The sequence below is a fragment of the Psychrobacter sp. NPDC064578 genome (genome assembly GCF_044901245.1).
Classification (GTDB): Bacteria; Pseudomonadota; Gammaproteobacteria; order Pseudomonadales; family Moraxellaceae; genus Psychrobacter; species Psychrobacter cibarius_C.
On the sequence record NZ_JBJDPI010000003.1, the window covers coordinates 192401 to 212339 of the forward strand.

At 43.2% G+C, this 19939-nt stretch carries 16 protein-coding genes; 10 read left to right on the forward strand and 6 right to left on the reverse strand.

Annotated features, from left to right (window positions below):
* The first annotated feature begins 52 nt into the window (after positions 1-52).
* The 4 genes from ACI2JM_RS04475 (at position 53) to mmsB (ending at position 4406) form a co-directional block, all read left to right on the forward strand.
* Entirely contained in the window at positions 53-1213 is a 1161-nt protein-coding gene (locus tag ACI2JM_RS04475; protein ID WP_404642424.1) for an acyl-CoA dehydrogenase family protein, read from the forward strand.
* Between the two features lie 45 nt (positions 1214-1258).
* Positions 1259-2041 (forward strand): enoyl-CoA hydratase, encoded by a 783-nt coding sequence (locus ACI2JM_RS04480; protein ID WP_404642426.1) that lies wholly within the window; start codon positions 1259-1261, stop codon positions 2039-2041.
* A gap of 55 nt (positions 2042-2096) precedes the next feature.
* Positions 2097-3326, forward strand: coding sequence for an enoyl-CoA hydratase/isomerase family protein (locus tag ACI2JM_RS04485; protein WP_404642428.1), 1230 nt, complete (start codon positions 2097-2099; stop codon positions 3324-3326).
* Positions 3327-3461: 135 nt separating this feature from the next.
* Complete coding sequence (mmsB, locus tag ACI2JM_RS04490) at positions 3462-4406, forward strand: 3-hydroxyisobutyrate dehydrogenase (protein ID WP_404642430.1); 945 nt, start codon at positions 3462-3464, stop codon at positions 4404-4406.
* 75 nt (positions 4407-4481) lie between these two features.
* Here the strand turns inward: mmsB and ACI2JM_RS04495 are convergent, their stop codons facing one another.
* Positions 4482-5240 carry an IclR family transcriptional regulator gene (locus ACI2JM_RS04495; protein WP_404642432.1) on the reverse strand — a complete coding sequence of 253 codons (759 nt, stop codon included), beginning with the start codon at positions 5238-5240 and terminating at the stop codon, positions 4482-4484.
* 627 nt (positions 5241-5867) lie between these two features.
* On the opposite strand from ACI2JM_RS04495, the gene ACI2JM_RS04500 reads away from it, so the two are divergent.
* Positions 5868-6770 carry a hypothetical protein gene (locus ACI2JM_RS04500; protein WP_404642434.1) on the forward strand — a complete coding sequence of 301 codons (903 nt, stop codon included), beginning with the start codon at positions 5868-5870 and terminating at the stop codon, positions 6768-6770.
* Between the two features lie 118 nt (positions 6771-6888).
* On the opposite strand, the gene ACI2JM_RS04505 is transcribed toward ACI2JM_RS04500, so the two are convergent.
* The 3 genes from ACI2JM_RS04505 to ACI2JM_RS04515 form a co-directional block, all read right to left on the reverse strand.
* Positions 6889-7701 carry a 4'-phosphopantetheinyl transferase superfamily protein gene (locus ACI2JM_RS04505; RefSeq protein WP_404642436.1) on the reverse strand — a complete coding sequence of 271 codons (813 nt, stop codon included), beginning with the start codon at positions 7699-7701 and terminating at the stop codon, positions 6889-6891.
* 112 nt (positions 7702-7813) lie between these two features.
* The gene (pal, locus tag ACI2JM_RS04510; RefSeq protein ID WP_404642438.1) at positions 7814-8332 is read right to left on the reverse strand and encodes a peptidoglycan-associated lipoprotein Pal; all 519 of its coding nucleotides are present in this window, start codon (positions 8330-8332) and stop codon (positions 7814-7816) included.
* 156 nt (positions 8333-8488) lie between these two features.
* Complete coding sequence (locus ACI2JM_RS04515; RefSeq protein WP_404642440.1) at positions 8489-9085, reverse strand: DUF6231 family protein; 597 nt, start codon at positions 9083-9085, stop codon at positions 8489-8491.
* A gap of 395 nt (positions 9086-9480) precedes the next feature.
* Between ACI2JM_RS04515 and pepN the strand changes: the two genes are divergently transcribed.
* On the forward strand, positions 9481-12081 hold the full coding sequence (gene pepN, locus ACI2JM_RS04520; RefSeq protein WP_404642642.1) for an aminopeptidase N: 2601 nt from the start codon (positions 9481-9483) through the stop codon (positions 12079-12081).
* Between the two features lie 150 nt (positions 12082-12231).
* Here the strand turns inward: pepN and ACI2JM_RS04525 are convergent, their stop codons facing one another.
* Positions 12232-13314, reverse strand: a complete 1083-nt coding sequence (locus ACI2JM_RS04525; RefSeq protein ID WP_045446373.1) for a 3-deoxy-7-phosphoheptulonate synthase — start codon at positions 13312-13314, stop codon at positions 12232-12234.
* Between the two features lie 427 nt (positions 13315-13741).
* On the opposite strand from ACI2JM_RS04525, the gene lpxB reads away from it, so the two are divergent.
* From lpxB to ACI2JM_RS04540, 3 genes are all read left to right on the forward strand, one after another.
* Complete coding sequence (gene lpxB / locus ACI2JM_RS04530) at positions 13742-15049, forward strand: lipid-A-disaccharide synthase (RefSeq protein WP_404642442.1); 1308 nt, start codon at positions 13742-13744, stop codon at positions 15047-15049.
* A 73-nt stretch (positions 15050-15122) separates the two neighbouring features.
* A complete protein-coding gene (locus tag ACI2JM_RS04535; protein WP_404642444.1) occupies positions 15123-15977 on the forward strand; it encodes a ribonuclease HII in 855 nt (284 codons plus the stop codon).
* 242 nt (positions 15978-16219) lie between these two features.
* Positions 16220-17440 carry a CAP domain-containing protein gene (locus ACI2JM_RS04540; protein WP_404642446.1) on the forward strand — a complete coding sequence of 407 codons (1221 nt, stop codon included), beginning with the start codon at positions 16220-16222 and terminating at the stop codon, positions 17438-17440.
* A gap of 301 nt (positions 17441-17741) precedes the next feature.
* On the opposite strand, the gene ACI2JM_RS04545 is transcribed toward ACI2JM_RS04540, so the two are convergent.
* Entirely contained in the window at positions 17742-18407 is a 666-nt protein-coding gene (locus ACI2JM_RS04545) for a DUF924 family protein (RefSeq protein WP_404642448.1), read from the reverse strand.
* Between the two features lie 90 nt (positions 18408-18497).
* Between ACI2JM_RS04545 and ACI2JM_RS04550 the strand changes: the two genes are divergently transcribed.
* Positions 18498-19736 carry a carboxynorspermidine decarboxylase gene (locus tag ACI2JM_RS04550; protein WP_404642450.1) on the forward strand — a complete coding sequence of 413 codons (1239 nt, stop codon included), beginning with the start codon at positions 18498-18500 and terminating at the stop codon, positions 19734-19736.
* Positions 19737-19939 lie beyond the last annotated feature (203 nt).

Below are 19939 nucleotides of genomic sequence, written 5' to 3' on the forward strand. Positions count from 1 at the left end.
CTATATTTGCATTGACGCTTTAATACACCCTATTCAGCACAAGGATGACCCCATGGATTTTTCATTGACCGATGACCAAATTGCCTTTCGCCAAACTGCCAGACAGTTTGCCCAAAAAGAGCTAAAGCCTAATGCCGCTGAATGGGATCGCACCTCGCACTTCCCAATTGATGTGATTAAAAAATCAGGCGAGCTCGGCTTTTTAGGGTTATATACCAACCCTGACTATGATGGTTTGGGTCTGCCGCGTCTAGATTCTGCGATGGTTTTTGAAGAGCTGGCATGGGGCGATACGTCTGTGGCGGCTTATATGAGTATTCATAATATGGCAGGCTGGATGATTGGCGAATTTGGTAACGATGCGCTGTGCAAAAAATACTTGCCCAATATGGTTAGTGGTGAATGGCTGGGCAGCTATTGTCTAACGGAACCTAATGCCGGTTCTGATGCCGCATCACTGCGTACCAAAGCCGATAAGCAAGGCGAGCATTATATTCTTAACGGCGAAAAAACCTTTATTTCAGGCGCAGGCTCCACCGATGTGTTGGTCGTTATGGCTCGTACGGGCGGCGCAGGCCCAAAAGGGGTTTCTGCATTTGTGGTAGACGCTGACAGTGCTGGTATCGAATACGGCAAAAACGAGCATAAAATGGGCTGGAAAGCACAGCCAACGCGGACGATTAGCTTTAAAGACGTCAAAGTGCCAGTAGAAAACCTCATCGGCGAGGAAGGCCAAGGTTTTCGTATTGCTATGAAAGGCTTAGATGGCGGCCGGATTAATATCGGCATCTGTGCAGTAGGGACAGCGCAAGCGGCGCTTGAGACAGCGACCAATTATGTACAAGAGCGCAGTCAGTTTGGCAGCCCGATTGCTAGCTTACAGTCGGTACAGTTTAAGCTTGCTGATATGCTGACCCAAACCATTACCGCAAGGCAAATGCTCTATTTAGCGGCGAGCAAAGTCGATAATAACGATGTTCAAGCCTCTACTTATTGTGCAATGGCAAAGCGTTTGTCTACTGACTTGTGTTTTGATGTCGCCAACGAAGCCTTACAGCTGCATGGTGGTTATGGCTATCTTAATGAGTATCCGCTTGAGCGTCATGTGCGAGATTTGCGCGTACATCAGATTTTGGAAGGCACCAATGAGATTATGCGCGTGATTGTCTCGCGTCAGCTTATGCAAGACGATGCATTGAGCCAACTGCGCTAACCTATTTATATGAATAAAATGATTTTATGATAAGGATGTTTGATCATGACGGATTATACCAACTTAAAACTATCGATTGATGGTCATATTGCAACGCTAACCCTAAATAACCCACCTGCTCATACGTGGACGATGGACAGTCTCAAGGCGCTTAAGCAGCTGGTCACTGATCTCAATACCAATGATGATGTTTATGCCTTAATCGTCCATGGCGATGGCGAAAAATTTTTTTCAGCAGGCGCTGATTTAAATAATTTTGCAGATGGTGATAAAGGTCGTGCGATCAGTATGGCGATAGCTTTTGGTGAAGCATTTGAAGCGCTGTCAGCCTATCGCGGCGTAAGCATCGCGGTTATCAATGGTTATGCGATGGGTGGTGGACTTGAATGTGCGCTGGCGTGTGATATTCGTATTGCAGAAGCGCATGCGCAAATGGCATTGCCTGAGACTGGCGTTGGTTTGTTACCTTGTGCTGGTGGTACCCAAAATCTAACAGCTTTAGTAGGTGAAGGCTGGGCAAAGCGCATGATATTGTGCGGCGAGCGCGTCGATGCCGAGACAGCCTTGCGTATTGGTTTAGTAGAAGAAGTTGCTATAAAAGGTGAGGGATTACAAACAGCACAAGCCTTGGCACAAAAAGTCGCTAAACAATCACCAGTTGCGGTCAGTTATTCCAAAACACTTATCCAAGCGGCAAGACATACTCCGCCTGCACAAAACCTTATCCATGAGCGTGAAGCCTTTGTTAAATTATTTGATACCAAAGATCAGCGCGAAGGTGTGCAAGCATTTTTAGAGAAGCGTAAGCCCGTTTGGCAAAATAAATAACCTTAGCGTAAATATAATAATATTATTTCACTTTTTCATTTTTTAGGTCACTTTTATGACAACAGCTATAGAAGGCACATTAGACGCGCCGGTATTATTCAGCACTGAACCGACAAATTGTGGTCACCTTATTGGGATAATGACGTTAAATATGCCAAAGTCTCTTAATGCCTTGAGTGTTGAGATGTGTCAGTTGTTATCGCAACAACTAAAGCAGTGGGAAGGTGATGACCAAGTGGTGGCATTGCTATTAAAAGGCGCAGGCGATAAGGCATTTTGTGCTGGCGGTGATATTCGTAAGCTTTATGACAGTATGTCTATTGATGCACCGCTACCAAACCCTTATGCGACAGATTTTTTTGGTCATGAATATAGTCTTTATCGACAAATGCACTTTTATTCTAAGCCTCTCATTCTTTGGGGCGATGGCATCATTATGGGCGGCGGCATGGGCTTGATGGCAGGCTGTAGCCATCGACTGGTTACTGAGCGTACCCGTTTTGCCATGCCTGAGATTACCATTGGCTTATTCCCTGATGCTTCTGGCAGTTGGTTTTTGCAGCGTATGCCAGCTAAGACGGGTTTGTTTTTAGGGTTAACGGGCGCGATGTGTAATGGCAATGATGCGCTATTAGCCAATCTTGCAGAGTATGCCGTCGCCAGTAGTGACTATGATGCCGTCATACAAAGTTTAAAACAGAGTGATTGGCAGGTTGCCGCTAGTCGTACGGATAAATGCGATAACAATAGTGCTCATAGTATCGTTAGCCGTGTGCTTGCAGCGCAACCAATTGCTGAGTTGCCTGCTAGTAAATTGGCAATCCATTGGCAATCTATTCAGCAGTTGATGAACAGCGGCGGACTGGGTGATATCGATGCTTTATTACAAAGTGATGCGGCACTCGAAAAAATAGATACAGAGTTTGCCAATGACAGCTGGACGCAGCGAGCAGTAGATACTTATCGCCATGGCTGTCCAGTTACTGCTGCTTTAACTTATGCGCTTTATTATAAAGTCACTGACTTATCACTAGAGCAAGTTCTGTATTTAGAAGCCAATGTGGCGGTACATTGTGCGGCCAATCCTGACTTTAAAGAAGGCGTACGTGCGCTACTGATTGATAAAGATCGTAATCCACAGTGGTCACGCTCACTAGCAGACTGCCTGAGTCGCGAAGGGCAGACGTACATACAGCAGCACTTTGTGAACCCTTATGCTAAAGATGAGCATCCGTTAGGCGATTGGTTGGGTGATAAGGCTTTAGGCAGTCAGTCTGTGCGTTAAAGGCTGGATGTGTCAATTCAATATAAATATTAAATATAAATTAAACTCAAATGAACAGCGTACAACTATATATGTAGCATTATATATAGCAACGCCTGCGCGCATGATTAATACTAACCATCAAGGAATGATGAGATGAATACCAAGGATGTAAATGCCACCGATAACGATACTACTAAGCCAAATATTGCTTTTATTGGGCTTGGTAATATGGGCGCACCAATGGCAGAGAACTTGTTAAAAGCAGGTTACCCGCTCTCGGTTTATGATTTATCCGCAGAAGCAACTGAGCGCTTGCAGCAAGCAGGCGCCAGTGTGGCTGATAGCCCTAAAGACGCTGCACGTCATGCCCAAGTAGTTATCAGCATGTTACCTGCTGGCAAGCACGTCCATTCTGTCTATTTAGGAGATAATGGCGCTGACGGTCTACTTGCAGAGTTACCACAGGGCACATTGGTGATTGACAGCAGTACCATTGCAGCGGCTGATGCAAGAACAGTGGCGGAGGCGGCAAGCAAGCTTGGCATAGACTTCTTAGATGCCCCAGTCTCTGGTGGTACGGGCGGTGCTATCGCTGGTACGTTAACCTTTATCGTCGGTGGCAGCACTGATGCCTTTGCCAAAGCTGAGCCGATACTGGCTGTAATGGGCAAAAATATCTTTCATGCAGGCGAGCATGGCGCAGGACAAGTGGCAAAAATCTGCAATAACATGCTGTTAGGTATTCTGATGGCAGGAACAGCAGAGGCGATTAACTTAGGCGTCAAAAACGGTCTGGACCCTAAAGTGCTATCAGATATTATGCTGCAAAGCTCAGGTCGTAACTGGACGCTAGAGGTATACAACCCTTATCCGCAAGTGATGGAAAATGTCCCCTCTAGCAATGGCTACCAAGGCGGCTTTATGAGTAAGCTCATGCAAAAAGATCTTAACCTTGCCATGCAGACCGCTGAAGATACTCATGTAGAGACGCCAATGGGCGCTAAAGCGACAGAGCTATATGAAGCGCATGCAATTGACAATGGCGATAGAGATTTCTCGAGCATTATGGCGCGTCATGACAGCTCTGTATTGACTTAAATTATCAAAGTACCTATGAAAAAGGTCTGTATTATTATCTTAATGCAGACCTTTTTTTTGCTTATGTTGCATCATCTAGTTGGGTAGGTCATAGACGAGCGACTGAATATCTTTCGCTGCTTTTTGCAGTTGTGGGACATGGGTTAAGAGATCATCTAAAGACACTCGTATGGTCGGTGCATGAAGATATAGCGAAGCAAGGTAGCGCGACTTTCTATCCCGTATCGGTACGGCGATTGCCACCATCTCAGAGATAAACTCTTCATTATCGATACCAATACCTGTTTCAGCGATACGATCAAGCTCAGCGTTTAGCGCATCGATATCGGTAATCGTATTTTTGGTAAACTTATCCAATGACAGGTTTTGCAGTATTTTGTCGCGGCTTGTACGCGGCAACTGACTTAAATATAGCTTGCCAGTCGCTGTACACCACATTGGAGATTTTGCGCCCACTGGTAAATAAATCTGTATCGGCAAGCTCGTATTTGCACGGTTGGTATAGATCATATTCATCTGATAAGGCACACCGATCCCGCAGGTCTCTTTTAGCTCATCAACCAGCTTTTGCAAGATCATTTGTCGCTCATTAAAGAACAATCGCTGCTGCCAAAGCTCAACACCCAAGTTTCGTACCCGCTTGCCCGGTATAATACCGCCGCCAATATCCACAGTCACAAACCCTTCATCGAGCAAATTTTGAATCAATCGATGAATGGTCGGCTTGGGAATATCAAGCTCTTGCGATAGCTCAAGTGGTGAGAGCGGTTTTGAGGCATAGGACACCGCCTCGATAATCTCTAACACACGGGTAATCGACGATACTTTAGGCATATGAGTGGCTCAATAAGAATAAAAAGAATACAGTAGGAAATACAACAAGGCATTAACAGATAAAAGTAAATACGCAGCCTTGTGACACATTTTCCCTAACCTCTAATTTAGCATAATATCAAGCCTATACAAGATCTAGTTACTTTATATGCCAATACTAAATGTATCAATACTAACGTCACACAGTCATACAATATTGAAAACTGATACCAATACTTTTTTCTGAAAAGTTTTCTAAAAGCAATAATTACTACACCATCTCACAAAATACAACAAACTGTAGTAATAAGCTATATAACTGTCATTGAGTTAAATAAAGAGGTAGGTCATTATAATGACATATTTTGTAATATCCTTACATGAAGATTAAGCTAACCGATATTCATGTTTGCGCTGCTGAGTTACTTTAAGAGCATTGTGTAACAGAAAGTCGAAGTTTTGCGGATTGGTGTAGTAATTATTACAATATCTATGCAATCTTTACATAACGGCAAATAAAAAGCGCTCCTAGAGGGGTGACTTTTCCGGCCAAAATTGTTTTAATCTGCTCAACAAAATGATCGATTTAAAAAAAGCTAAATTGTCATTTTTTATGGGCGACTTATTCCACACTTTAGGAGAGTATTTATGAGAATTATTAAATTAACAGCAATTTCTGCTGCCGTTTTAGCGTCAACTGCTGCACTAGCTGCTGAACCTGTTATCGTTGTTGATGGTAACGATGCAGTTGTATATGAAGCTGAGCCTGTTGCTGTTGCATACGAAGCTGAGCCTGTTGCTGTTGCATATGAAGCTGAGCCTGTTGCTTATGCATACAATGCTGACGCTGGTATCGTTCGCAACACTACTGGTGCTGTTGTTGGTGGTACTAAGACTTTCTTCCAAACTGCTATCAACCCAGCTTCTGTTAGCGCTGAAGTTGGTACACTAGGTTATGGTGCTAACATCGGTTGGTCACTAAATGAGAAAACTGAACTACAAGCTGGTTGGGCAGGTGGCGATGTTGCTGACCTATTCGGCGGTGACTTTGACGCAAACGACGTAAACTATGACGTTGATGCTGACTTCAGCAACCCATACCTAGGTGTGCAATTACGCCCTACTGGTAACTGGTTCACAATGGGTGCTGGTATCATCGTACCTGACAACGATATCGATGTAACTGCTAACGCTGAAGGTAGTTTCTTCAAACTTGATGGCATTCAATATAATGCTGCTCAAACAGGTGCATTGCAAGGTACTATGGAACATCGTAACAAGTTAGCGCCTTATGGTACTATCGGTTTCCGTCCTAACATCGGTAACAACTGGGGTGTGTTTGGTGAAATCGGTGCAGCCTATATGGGTAGCACTGATGCTACTGTAACTTCAAGTAATCCAAATGCTGACGTTAACTATACAGATGCAAACGGCGATACTCAAACAATCAAAGGTAGTGAAGTTGCTAAGATTGCTGAGCGTGAGCTAGAAGACAAAGATTGGTTAGAGTGGATGCCAATTGTTAAGCTTGGTGCAACTTACCGTTTCTAATCTAATCACAGTTTAAGTACTGTTATTAGAAGAAGAGTAAGAAAAAACGATCCTTTTTTGGGTCGTTTTTTTGTCTGTGAAAGGGTAGTTGTTAGAATAAATTATATGTATAAATAATCTAGAAAATAACGATGGTTTGTTGCGCTGACAATACCGCGATACGGTAATCGGACTTAATGTCTGCTATGACCATTAAAGATGACGGTTCTCTAATGGCATAAACTAAATCAGCAATCAGGTAGGAGTAATCTATTCCTAACCCTTGTGCCAGTTTGTATTGATGAATTTTGATAAAACTTTCTTTTATTTGCCACAGTAATTTAGCGATAATCTCACGCTGAAGTGGTGATAGTGCTTGTAAATCAGCCATTTCATGCTCAGAATAAAACCGCTGTGCTACGTGCCATGCTACATGATTGATTTCAATATCAATACCAATGGGACGGTGACGACTAATGACCACTGTTACTTTACTGTTCAATGATGTACCGATTGTCTGAACAGTATTTTGATTAATATCATGGTGATTCTTGCTGCCTGTATGACTAAAGCATACGTAATATTCACTGCTGCTAAGTCGATACGGGAAATTTGACTCATCCAAAGTATCGCACAACTTTAGCTCATCCAGTAATTGTTGTAGCAATAATCGAACGCCTTTGCGTTGTAGGCGACGTTGATGCTGCGCCATTTCACGTGTTGATAAACTTACTGATGACAGGCAGTAATACCAATTAAGCTCGTAAAGTTTCTGAAAATCTACCTGTGATATATTGTCAGCGGATGACCACAGTAATTCATCCCACAGTCTTTTAAGGTTGAGGGATGAACGCTCGCTTACTTGTGCAGTGGCGCACCACGTTGCAGGATCGAGCTGGGTATATTGGACATGAGTTAGGTTTAAGATAAAGCTTGGCATCATTGATTGCATCTATTGGATTCGTTCGCTTAGTAACATGCAAAAAGCCCAGCGATATATTATTGCTGGGCTTTCAATTATAAAATATGTTGAGCTTTATCGACTGTGATTGGTTTTACTGGTGTTAGTAAGACAATTCAGCACGGCGATTTAGTGCATAAGCTTCTTCAGTATTACCAGCGGCAGCAGGGCGCTCTTCACCATAGCTGATGACGCGGATATTGTTTACTGCGACGCCTTGAGTAGCAAGGTAATCACGTGCTGCAGCAGCACGGCGCTCACCTAGTGCCATGTTGTATTCACGGCTACCGCGATCATCAGTATTACCTGCGATAACAACGCTGGCTGCTGGATTTGAGTTGAGCAAGCTGGCATGTTGATTAAGAATGCTCGCTGCTTGTGAAGTAATTTCGCTGCTGTCAAAAGCAAAGTAAACAACTGCCTGTAGGTTTTCAGCGCCCATAATAACCGCGCTTGAGTTATCTACGATGACTGCGCCAGTGTATCCAACTTGACCACCTGGGATACCTAGTGGGGCAACCACGACTTCAGAAGTAGCACGTTTGGTCGCACAACCTGCGGTTAGTGCCACAGCGCTTGATAATACAGCGAGGACTGCGATCTTAGAAAAACTGGTTGACATAATGAGCTCCTAAAATTTTAATTAATTAAAATTGTTTTTTTTGAACTGCTTACGATAAAACTTAGGCAATTGCTATCTATCATATACTAAATGTTACTTTATGTAAGTAGTATTACTGTAAATAATGCTAGAATTTACAGATAGATATGAGATCTATTACCAGCGGTGTTTGCCCCAATTTTCAGGATTGGCCCAATAATCCGCATTTAACCAATTTGGCAACTGTTTATAATCATATAAATTGAACTGCCAAAGTCTAGCGGACGCTGATGACTTTGCAGATAAAGGCTGCTCTGTTTGGTCAGTGTTATTCATCTCTAAAGATGGCTCATTCAAGATATCAAATGGGGTAAAGCCATAAGCTTTTAGATCTAGGGTGTCATCAAGGGCGATGAGCAGGTGTGCCGCATAAAGATCTCGATAGCGCATGAGCAGCGGAATATACTGCTGCAGCAACTCTGGTGAGAGTGCGGGTAACCAAAAACAGGCGAGCTCATAACGTTCAGGCAATTGTCGTTGATTGAGCTCTAATAATGTCGATATTTGTAGTGAGCGGGTATTTTTTAGCAGTGTCTCTAATGCTAACCGAGCATTTTGGTCTGGGACGACCCACAGCAACTCAGTGTCATTATCAGTAGATTCAGTCGTTGTGGATGCGTTCGCTTGTATGGTTAGTGAGGGCAAAAGAGCCTCAACGTAATCTATCAGTAATGGTAAGGTAATGTCTGAGCGACTGGCAGTTTGCTTTATCATATAATAGGCCGTTTATCGAGTGTTGGTCATCAGTGACTCTATTAAATCATTTTAATCGCGATTATCCAATGGGTGATTGATGCTGATTATGCCGCTCTTTTAATATGTCGACTCTCCCAATCTTTTGATATATCGACTCTCTCATTACCATCGCATTTTGATAAGTGTCATGGACGATGAACATAATAAAATTGGGGTATGCTCTTGAAATTTGGCAGTTTAGGTCAATGTAGCAAGATACCATTATCATGTTAATGGTCATAAGATTATGCTAATTGATGACCTGCCTTAACCTAAATTATCCCGCTTTTTACCGTATATATTTTTTGCCACAAATAATAATAGGAATACCCATGTCTATTGCTGAAACTGATGCTCAAATCATTAATCCTGATATGCCAGATGTGCCACCGCATGCACCAAGTAAAATTAATTTAAAAGATTACCAGAAACCTAGCTTTGATGTGGAAACGGTTGATTTAGATATTAAACTGTTCGAAAATCATGCACAGGTAGACAGCACACTGAAGATGGTACGTCAAACAGCAGGAGATCTCGTATTATTCGGTGAGGAGTTGGAGCTGATCGCCATTACGATGAATGGTAAGCCATTGATGGCTGAGGATTATCAACAACAAGCAGGTACGTTGACTATTAATAATGCACCTGATGAGCTTGTTTTAGAGATTCAAGTACGCATCTGTCCGCAGACGAATACCGCACTTGAAGGGTTCTATATGGCAGGCAGTGGTGATGAGACGATGTTTGTCACTCAGTGTGAGCCCGAAGGCTTTCGTAAAATCACCTTTTATCCAGACCGCCCCGATGTGCTAGCGATATTTACCACGCGTCTTGAGGCGGATAAGCGTTATCCAACACTATTGGCCAATGGTAACTTGGTCGAAGCGGGTGAAGTGGCAGATGCCCCAGACCGTCACTATGCGATATGGCATGATCCAACCAATAAGCCAAGCTATCTATTTGCCTGCGTTGTCGCTGATTTAGACGTATTAACGGATTCTTATACCACCAGCGAAGGTCGTGAGGTGTTGCTGGAAATATACGCAAAGTCCGCTGACATCGATAAATGTGATGTCGGTATGCAAGCGTTGAAAGATTCGATGAAATGGGATGAGGTCAATTATGGTCGCGCCTACGATTTAGATCGCTATATGATTGTTGCCGTGAGTCAATTTAATATGGGCGCAATGGAAAACAAGGGTCTAAATATTTTTAACACCGCTTGTGTGTTATCCAGTCCTGAGACGACAACGGATGCGCGTAGCTTTAGTGTGAAAGCCATCATTGCCCATGAGTATTTTCATAACTGGACAGGCAATCGCATCACTTGCCGTGATTGGTTTCAATTGTGCTTAAAAGAAGGCTTTACTGTTTACCGCGATCAATCATTCTCAGCGGATCAGCAGTCGGGTGCAGTACAGCGTATCGATGATGTGGCGACATTACGTGCTCATCAGTTTTCTGAGGATGCAGGCCCATTGGCACACCCAGTACGCCCTGAGAGTTTTGTCGAGATTAATAATTTTTATACGACGACTGTTTATGAGAAAGGCGCTGAAATCGTACGCATGATTGCTAATACGTTAGGAGCCGAGAATTTTCGTAAAGGCACGGATGAGTATTTCCGTCGTTATGATGGGCAAGCAGTCACGGTTGAGGACTTTTTATCTGCGCTTAGCATCACGGATAGCAAGATTGAAAGCTTTATCGACTGGTATCGTCAGCCAGGCACACCAATGGTGTCTGGTCATCAATATTATGACCATGCAGCGCAGACACTGACGATTACGTTAAATCAGCAAACCCGTCATGTCAGTGGCTTTGCTGCGCCAAAACCTTTGCCTATTCCGGTCGCGACGGCGCTATTTGATAAAGACAGTGGTGACATTGTGGCTGAGCGTATGCTGCTACTCGATCAAGCCACGCAAACCTTTACCTTCGAACATATAGCGCGTGAGCCTGTTGTATCCTTGCTACGTGATTTTAGTGCGCCAGTACAGCTCAATTATGATTATCAAGATGCAGATTTGGCATTTTTGCTTAAACATGAAACTAATGGTTTTAACCGCTGGCAAGTGACGCAGATGCTGGTCAATCGTATCTTGCTGCAAGGTCAAGGCGAGAAGAGCAGTCCTGATATCTATCTGCAAGCACTAGCGCAGACATTGCCTGTGCTCGCGGCTGAAGATGCGATGTTGGCTGCCCGCTTGCTTGATATTCCATCAGCGCAAGAGCTGGCGTCTGCTATTCATAAAGATTACGATCCAGCATTGGTGAAAGCGCAGCGCGACGACTTGTATCAGCAGCTTGCAGAGGCGCTAAAAGATCAATGGGCTGAGCTTTATGAGCAGCTACCTATGCAGTCTTATGAAGATAGTGCCGAGGCTCGTGGCATCCGTGCCTTGCGTAATGTGGTGCTCGATATGGCGCTGACCGCGAATGTCGATGGCGCAGGTGAATGGGCGCAGCAGCAGTATGATGATGCAAGCTGTATGACGGAGCGTTTCGGCGCGTTGAAAGCGATGGTCAATCATCAACTGCTAAATGCTGATGAGTATTTGGCGGACTTTTATAATCGCTTCCAAAATAATGATTTGGTCATCGATTTATGGTTTAGTGTGCAAGCGTCTGCTGATACTGTGACCGCTGATACTATCCAATCCTTGATCGCTCACGCAGATTTTGATTGGAATACGCCCAATCGTGTACGCTCAGTGGTCAGCGCCTTTACCTCGCAGCCAACGGCTTTATGGACGGCAGAAGGGTTGGAGCTTTATATTGGTGTGATTAAAAAGTTGGATGATGCCAATCCTGTTTTGGCGTCGCGCTTATTGCAAGTGCTAGCGCGTTGGAATACCTTGGCGGAGCCACGTCGTCAAATGGCGCATGAGCGGTTGATTGAGTTGCAAAAGCAAGCTTCTTCTAAGCACGTACTTGAAAGTCTAAACAGTGTTTTAGGATCAGCGAGCGAGTAGGGTAAATTCAATGACTCTATAACAATAAACTAAATTATTTTATAAGAAAAAGCCCGTCCGATAATAATATCGGACGGGCTTTTTTATTAAACGCTTAATAATGCTTAAAAAACTTAATAATCTGTGTTTATGGGCAATCGTTATTAAAAATTAACGATTCGGCAAAACGTCTTTGACCATATCACGTAGATTATACAGGGCAGTGACCGTACTATCCCAATCTAAGCAACCGTCAGTGATAGACTTGCCATATTCGAGCTGGCTTAAGTCAGCCGTCAGTTTTTGATTGCCGCCCTTTAGATGACTCTCAATCATCATACCAATGATAGATTTATTGCCGTTTTGAATTTGCTCTGCAACGTTTTGGATAACCATCGGCTGTAGATATGGGTCTTTACCTGAGTTGGCATGGCTTGAGTCAATCATAATCTTGCTATTGGTTTTGCCTTTTGCCAGCTCGTTTTCCACTTGCGCAACCGCAGTCTCGTCATAGTTGGGCTTGCCGTTACCACCGCGAAGTACCACATGCGCGTAAGGGTTGCCTTTAGACTTGATGATTGAGACTTTACCATCTGCAGATAAACCCAAGAAGCTATGACCTTCTTTTACGGCTTGCATTGCGTTAACAGCGACTGTCATGCCGCCATCTGTTCCATTTTTAAAGCCTACTGGGCACGATAAGCCTGAACTCATTTCACGATGCGTTTGGCTCTCAGTGGTACGTGCGCCAATCGCTGACCAGCTGATCAAATCCTGCATGTACTGCGGGGTATTCGGGTCTAATGCTTCGGTGGCGCAAGGAAGACCTTTTTCATTCAAATCGAGCAGTAGCTTACGGGCAGTACGCAGACCTTTTTCAATGTCGAAGCTGTCATTCATATCAGGGTCATTAATCATGCCTTTCCAGCCAACGGTTGTGCGCGGCTTTTCAAAATATACGCGCATCACCACAAACACGCTATCTTCGATTTCTTTTGCTAATATGGCCAAACGATCGGCATATTCGTGAGCGGCTTTGATATCATGAATAGAGCAGGGGCCGATGACCACAAAGAGGCGCTTATCTTTACCGTCCAAGATGTTTTGGATAGTATTACGACCGTTTAATACGGTTTTATAGGCTGCATCTGATAAAGGTAGCTCAGTTTTTAGCTCAGCGGGAGTGATCAAAGGAATGAACTTTTCAATATTCACGTCGTCAATATCTGCATTATGGGTAACTGATGTTGTCATGGTTATATATCGTCTAGCTGATTTATAGGGAGTTTCATTATGCGGACAAAATTGTTGGTTGACAAGGGCAGTCGCGCAGTTAATTGACTGATAACTGGAATGAGGAAACCAAAACTTAGTTATACTTGTTCAGCGCCAATCGTATATGAGCGCTTCAACAAGCAAGATTGTTACTCAATTTATCTGTCCGTATAGAAAAACGAATTAACCCGTTAAGTGGTCATTTCTGGCTTTTATCAGCTAATTTAGCTATTTGTATCATCGTCACGTATGATGACAACATAAAAGGTATGACGATAAAATAGTGAGTATGGCGAATGCTTAGGTATCACAGAGCTTTCGCACAGATTTTATGCGTCGTATTTTATAATAATCATTCATTTATTTTATATGCATTTATTGTATTTTTTAATATCGAGAGCTTGTCATGACAGATTCTGCTACGCCTGATCAATATCATAACCTTATAGACCAAACAGAGACTGAAATTCGAAGTGCTGAATTACAGACTGTGCCATTGGTCATCGGTATCGTCGCAGGTGAGGTGTCAGGGGATAGCTTGGGCGCAGACTTCATGCAGCAGATGAATAATCTACGTGGTGATATTGTGTGGGTCGGCGTCGGTGGTACAAAGATGCAAGCGCAAGGGCTGCACAGCATTTTTCCGTTAGAGCGTTTGGCAGTAATGGGTTTGGTAGAAGTCATGGCGCAATTACCTGACCTGCTTAAAGCTCGCCGTGAATTACTGAGCGCATTTAAAGCCGCTGATATTGATTGGTTTATTGGCATTGATGCGCCTGATTTTAATCTTAGAGTGGCTAAAAAGTTAAAACCGCAAGGCGTATTCTGCGTGCAGTATGTCAGCCCTTCTATTTGGGCATGGCGTGAGTCACGTATTCATAATATTAAAGCAGCGACCGACCTTGTGTTGTGTTTGTTCCCCTTTGAGCTGTCCGTTTATGAGCGTCATAATCATCCAGCAATATGCGTTGGTCATCCGCTGTTGCGTACGATCGATCAAACATTATTAGAGACACCGATCAATCAGCGCCGTAGTGAGCTGGTTTGGCACAACGATGGCTTGCAGCAGTTTTTTATTGAACGATTTGACGATGTCAGCCAGCTTATTTGTGTAATGCCAGGCTCTCGGCGCGGTGAAATCACGGCTATTTTGCCATTGATGTTAGATGGTATTCAAAAGTTGATATTGCTTGACCCCAAGCTGTGCTTTATCATTCCGACCGTCGACCAGAATCACCAATATATCGTCCAAGATGTTATTGATCAGCGCTCAGAGCAACTGCGTGCTGCCATCGTTGTGGTCTATGATGATAGCCAACCAGCCTTTAGTCAACAAGCGATGGCAGCCTCAGATATTGTGATGCTGGCATCTGGTACTGCAACCCTAGAGGCGATGCTGTTAGAGCGACCGATGGTGGTAGTTTATCAATTAAATAAGCTCACCTATCAGATTGCCAAACGCTTGGTCAAAGTGCCTTATGTGGCGCTGCCCAATATTTTGGCTAATACTGCAATCGTTCCTGAGCTGATCCAAGAGCAGGCGAGTGGTGACAATATCTGTCGTACGGTCATGCGGCTATTGCAACCGCGTGCCTATGCTGAGCAATTAAAAGATCTCGTCGCCACAAAGTACTTATTACAACAGCAGAGTAATCATGATCCTGCTAATAGTGTGATTGAGCAATGGTTTATCCAAGAGAAACATCGGATTTAAGCCATTATTGATTGCGATCATTTCTTCTTCTATTAATTACAAAGATACCTAATAACAAAGATACCGCGCCCCTATGAGTAACCAGTACCAAACCCACAACTCTGTCACCCCGATCGAAGTAAGTATTGAGCAAATTGATATCAAAGGTCAATATCTACAGCTGGTTGAGCCTATTTGTTTATCGGGTGAGGTAGATATTGATGAGCTACTTGCTCAGTATCCGATCAAGGTAGAGCAAGGCTTACAGCAGTCAACGCTACAAATGGGCGTTGATGAAGCAGGACGTGGGCCGTTGCTCGGTAGCGTCAATGTGGCTGCTGCGATATTGCCTAAAACTTGGTCAGGATTGATTGAGATGCAGCCATTAAAGGACACGCCATTATCTATCTTGATCGACTCCAAGCAGCTGAGTGAAAAGAAGCGTGACCGACTTTATCCATTGGTTCAGCAGCATGCTATTGGTTATGTTGTCGCCGAGATCCCAGCAGCGGTCATCGATCAAGTCAATATCTTGCAAGCGACGATGCTCGGTATGCGCTTATGTACCGAAGTGTTGTTAAAAGCCATTGCTCATCCTCTTGTCAACTCTATGAGGCAGGTCGAAGTTTTGTTCGATGGTAATCGCTGCCCTGAATTAAATGAGTCAATGCTCGCTGAACTGGGTATAGAAAAATCGACTATCGATTGCCAAGCATGGGTAAAGGGCGATGCGCGTCATACCAGCATTGCAGCGGCAAGTATATTGGCTAAAGTCAGCCGTGACAAAGCCATGTATGCGCTTGATGCTGAGCATCCAGAATATGGTATCGCCAAACATAAAGGCTATCCAACACGCGCACACATGGAGGCAATCGAAAAATACGGCGTATTATCTGCGCATAGACGTAGTTTTGCACCAGTGAGAAAGTCATTAGAGAAAGCCACTTAACAATACATGTTAAGCTGAGCATGCTTCTTTAAAATAGCCTAAGCGGACATAGTCATGACTAAAAATAAGACAGTCTATAATGAACGTATCAGTCTTCAACAAACACCAAGTAAAAATTTTTGGACTGTATTACAATGCAATTACAAGTAAATTCAATACTGTAATATTAGCAGCTTGTGTCCGCATACTTAACGCTGGCATTTATTGACTTATATACGCGCTACTATTCTATAGGATAAAAAATGACGCTCAGTACACTACCAATCAGTACGCCACAGAAAAATCTTGCTGCAGTGCTTTTTTTGACAGTGTTTCTAACGGCTTGTGGTGGTGGCTCTGATAGCAGCTCTAATACCAGTGCGCCAAGTCCGAACCCACCTGCTATCGAGCCAAATGCTCAGCCCAATGATAATACAAGTGACAATTCAAGCGATAATGTTGACGATCAACCTGATAGCACTACTGCTACTAATGAGGTAAAGGCTGCATTAATTGCCAACAATAAGTTCAGTTTGGCGCGTGCCAGCTGTGGTCTGAGCGGCTTATCTGTTGATACCGCGCTTGATGATGTTGCCATTAAACATGCAAATTATATTAAATACGTCTTTGCCAATAGCTCACCGACCGCATTCAGCGCGCATTACGAAAATAAGATTGCAGATATTTCGGGCGTTACCAGTAGCAATAATCCATTTTTTGGTGGGTTAAGTTTTACCGATCGCTTATCAAATGCAGACTATCCAAATGTACGATATGGTGTGACTGAGAATATTGCCCAATCTATCTACTATAGTTCAGCAGGCAATCTTATTCGCTCAGATGTTGTGGCAGGCTCGATGGCAAAGTCCTTGCTGGCAGCACCTTACCATTTGCGTTCATTAATGATGCCTAGTGCAAGCGTGACGGGTACTGGCGTGGTTATCTATAAGCCATACAATAAAGAGGCGGCGAATAACCAAGGTTATGTATTGGTCAACCATGCAGCAGCGACCCAAGCGACTAAAGATAATACGGTTAAAGGCGTATTCACTTATCCATGTGAAGGCGTGACGGATACAGTAACCGCACTATATAATGAGACGCCAGATCCTGTCAAGCATACAGGGCGTGACTTGCGAGTGGATCCTATCGGACAACCTATTTATATCAATGTGCCATCTGCTCAAACGATTGATATCAGCAATGTGACATTCCATGATATCAAGCGAAATATCAATTTACCGATTGAGCTGCTAGACTATCGCCAAGATCCCTATAAAAATACGGCAAATGCACTACCAGAAAACGAGGCTTTTATATTACCAATCACTGATAATTTAAAAAGCTGCCAGATTGCCAGTAAAAAAGGCAAAAACTGTGGTTTACATGGCAACAGTGACTACCGTGTCAGCTTTGATATTTTAGTGGATAATAAAACTATCGAGCGTGAGAGCTTTACCTTTACGACAGGGATAGTGAACTAATAATTAAGTGAACTAGGGCGTGTCCTCAAGCTGAATAAAAGCACCAATCTGAACGAAAGTATCTAAAGAGTAAGTAAAATCGAGCAAGGGCTGAACCAGTTATCTGATTCAGCCCTTGCTTGATTATTATAGTCAATCCATTGCACTATAAAAAATTTCAGCGTTCATCTCGCTTGAAATATATATATGCCTATACTTGGTTGCCTTGCAATTCACACTTCTTTTGAGTTGAAGTAACTATATTAGAATAAATCATATTGCAATAAACCATATTACAATCAATCATATAAATATATAAGCGCTAAAACGACGAGTTCGGTTGTTGCAAGAAGGCTTCTTCTTCATCCGTTGACTCACGATCTAAAATGTCATTGCGATGCGGATAGCGACCGAATTGCTCAATGATATCTTTATGACGATTTTCGAAATCCAGCGTATTGTCATCATGTAATTTTTCAAACAATGGTAAGTAGCGCTTATGGATCATCAATGATTCAGAGTGCATAAATGGCATGATGATAAACTTGCGCCATTCAGTCGGTAATGTATCAAAGTGTGGTTGTCCAATAGCCTCTTGTGCCAATGCGATAGCCATACTATCTTGTGCAAAAGCGCCTGCTTGCCCGCGGCACAAATTACGCGAAAACTGATCTAAGACAATAATTTCTGCGAGTCTGCCTGCCAACGCCGTGATGGAGCTGTTGCTATCGGTTGGTGCGTTGGCGATACGCCATGTCATGCATTCACCTTGTTTTGCCGCATGCCAGATGTCACCGAATTTATCCTTTATCTGCTTATCAAAAGCATCATTTTGCGCAAACCAATATTGCTCATTGTCTTTGTCGAACCAAAACTCCAGTACTGTACGCGCATTAGCATTAAGATGTTCTAAATGAATGTTTTTTGGGTCGAGCTGCGATGAATAAGCTTGGCTAGTAGCAGTGGAATAATCGGTTGATAGTGACATAAGATATTCTAATTATGATGAATTTAGTCTACTATAGCGCAAATATTTATGTCTGTCATGATGCCAACAGCAGCTATTAGGTAACCTCTTATGAATGCAAAAACTTCGCTAAACACCACCCAATCACCTCTACCTCCCACGCCTTATTATTTGCTCGATGAAGCGGCAATCGTTGCCAATATGCAGATTATCTCGCGGCTGTGCGAGCTATCAGGCGCAAAGGCCTTGCTCGCGCTCAAATGCTTTGCAACTTGGGGCGTGTTTGATGTGATGCAGCCTTATTTGCACGGCACAACGTCATCGTCACTCAATGAAGTTAGACTTGGCTACGAGACTTTTGGTAAAGGTAAAGAAAGTGATAATAAAAAAGAAACTCATGCTTACAGCGTCGCCTATAGTGCTGATGAGATCGATGAAGTATTGAGCTATGCTGATAAAATTATCTTTAACTCTATCTCACAGTTAAATGCTTTTAAAGGTCAAGTAGCGGCAAAAAATATACCAGTGGGACTGCGCTTAAACCCAAAGACCAGTAATTCATCGTTTATCATCGCTGATCCTGCGCGTCCTTTTAGTCGTTTGGGTGAACATGATAAAAACAAGATTGCCGCGGTACTTGATGACATTACTGGGGTAATGATTCATAACAACTGCGAAAATGACAGCTTTGAAGCCTTTAGTGTCAGCTTGGCAGATATCGAAGACAGATTTGGTGATGTTTTAGCGCAGCTTGAGTGGGTGAGTTTGGGCGGTGGCATTCATTTTATCGCGCCTGATTATCCACTAGAAAAACTGGCTGACAGGTTAAAAGGCTTTAGCGAAAAATATGGGGTGCAAGTTTATCTTGAACCGGGTGAGGCAAGTATCCATGGTGCTGGGTCATTGGTCACGACCGTCTTAGATACTATGCACAATGAAAAAAATCTCGCTGTAGTAGATTCATCCATTGAAGCGCACATGCTTGATTTGTTAATTTACCGTGAGTCAGCGCCGATAGCGGCTGTGAATAGTGATTTAATGAATATTGCCTCTCTTGATATCGACCCGACCAATATTGCACCCATAAGCGAAAATACTGAATCAGCTGATAATACGATTATTTATGGTCGTTCTTGTTTAGCAGGCGATATCTTTGGTGAGTATGCCTTGCCAAATAACCTAAAAATAGGTGATACCGTGACCTTTGGTAATGCCGCAGGTTATACCATGGTGAAAAAGAACTGGTTCAATGGTGTTAATATGCCGGCGATTGTGATTCGTCGTCTAGATGGCAGTATAGATGTGCAGCGCGAATTTGATTATCAAGATTACAAAGCCAGCTTATCTTGATTTAATTGTGTCGATAAATTTATTTAAATTTTAGAAAACAAAGACTTAAGTTCGTTTTTAGATGACTTTAACTCGTCTGTTTTTTATACATTATTTTTACCGATGACTTCATAAAAATTGTTATAATCGCCACGGGCAAAAGCCAACAATCAAATGGTGCTTTGCCCGACGGGTGCGTGGGTTTTCCTCGGTCTTCCTTTTTA

Coding starts and splice junctions, on each gene's coding strand:
- ACI2JM_RS04475 (WP_404642424.1), top strand. CDS start 53: ATGGATTTTTCATTGACCGATGACCAAATTGCCTTTCGCCAAACTGCC.
- ACI2JM_RS04480 (WP_404642426.1), top strand. CDS start 1,259: ATGACGGATTATACCAACTTAAAACTATCGATTGATGGTCATATTGCA.
- ACI2JM_RS04485 (WP_404642428.1), top strand. CDS start 2,097: ATGACAACAGCTATAGAAGGCACATTAGACGCGCCGGTATTATTCAGC.
- mmsB (WP_404642430.1), top strand. CDS start 3,462: ATGAATACCAAGGATGTAAATGCCACCGATAACGATACTACTAAGCCA.
- ACI2JM_RS04495 (WP_404642432.1), bottom strand. CDS start 5,240: ATGCCTAAAGTATCGTCGATTACCCGTGTGTTAGAGATTATCGAGGCG.
- ACI2JM_RS04500 (WP_404642434.1), top strand. CDS start 5,868: ATGAGAATTATTAAATTAACAGCAATTTCTGCTGCCGTTTTAGCGTCA.
- ACI2JM_RS04505 (WP_404642436.1), bottom strand. CDS start 7,701: ATGCAATCAATGATGCCAAGCTTTATCTTAAACCTAACTCATGTCCAA.
- pal (WP_404642438.1), bottom strand. CDS start 8,332: ATGTCAACCAGTTTTTCTAAGATCGCAGTCCTCGCTGTATTATCAAGC.
- ACI2JM_RS04515 (WP_404642440.1), bottom strand. CDS start 9,085: ATGATAAAGCAAACTGCCAGTCGCTCAGACATTACCTTACCATTACTG.
- pepN (WP_404642642.1), top strand. CDS start 9,481: ATGCCAGATGTGCCACCGCATGCACCAAGTAAAATTAATTTAAAAGAT.
- ACI2JM_RS04525 (WP_045446373.1), bottom strand. CDS start 13,314: ATGACAACATCAGTTACCCATAATGCAGATATTGACGACGTGAATATT.
- lpxB (WP_404642442.1), top strand. CDS start 13,742: ATGACAGATTCTGCTACGCCTGATCAATATCATAACCTTATAGACCAA.
- ACI2JM_RS04535 (WP_404642444.1), top strand. CDS start 15,123: ATGAGTAACCAGTACCAAACCCACAACTCTGTCACCCCGATCGAAGTA.
- ACI2JM_RS04540 (WP_404642446.1), top strand. CDS start 16,220: ATGACGCTCAGTACACTACCAATCAGTACGCCACAGAAAAATCTTGCT.
- ACI2JM_RS04545 (WP_404642448.1), bottom strand. CDS start 18,407: ATGTCACTATCAACCGATTATTCCACTGCTACTAGCCAAGCTTATTCA.
- ACI2JM_RS04550 (WP_404642450.1), top strand. CDS start 18,498: ATGAATGCAAAAACTTCGCTAAACACCACCCAATCACCTCTACCTCCC.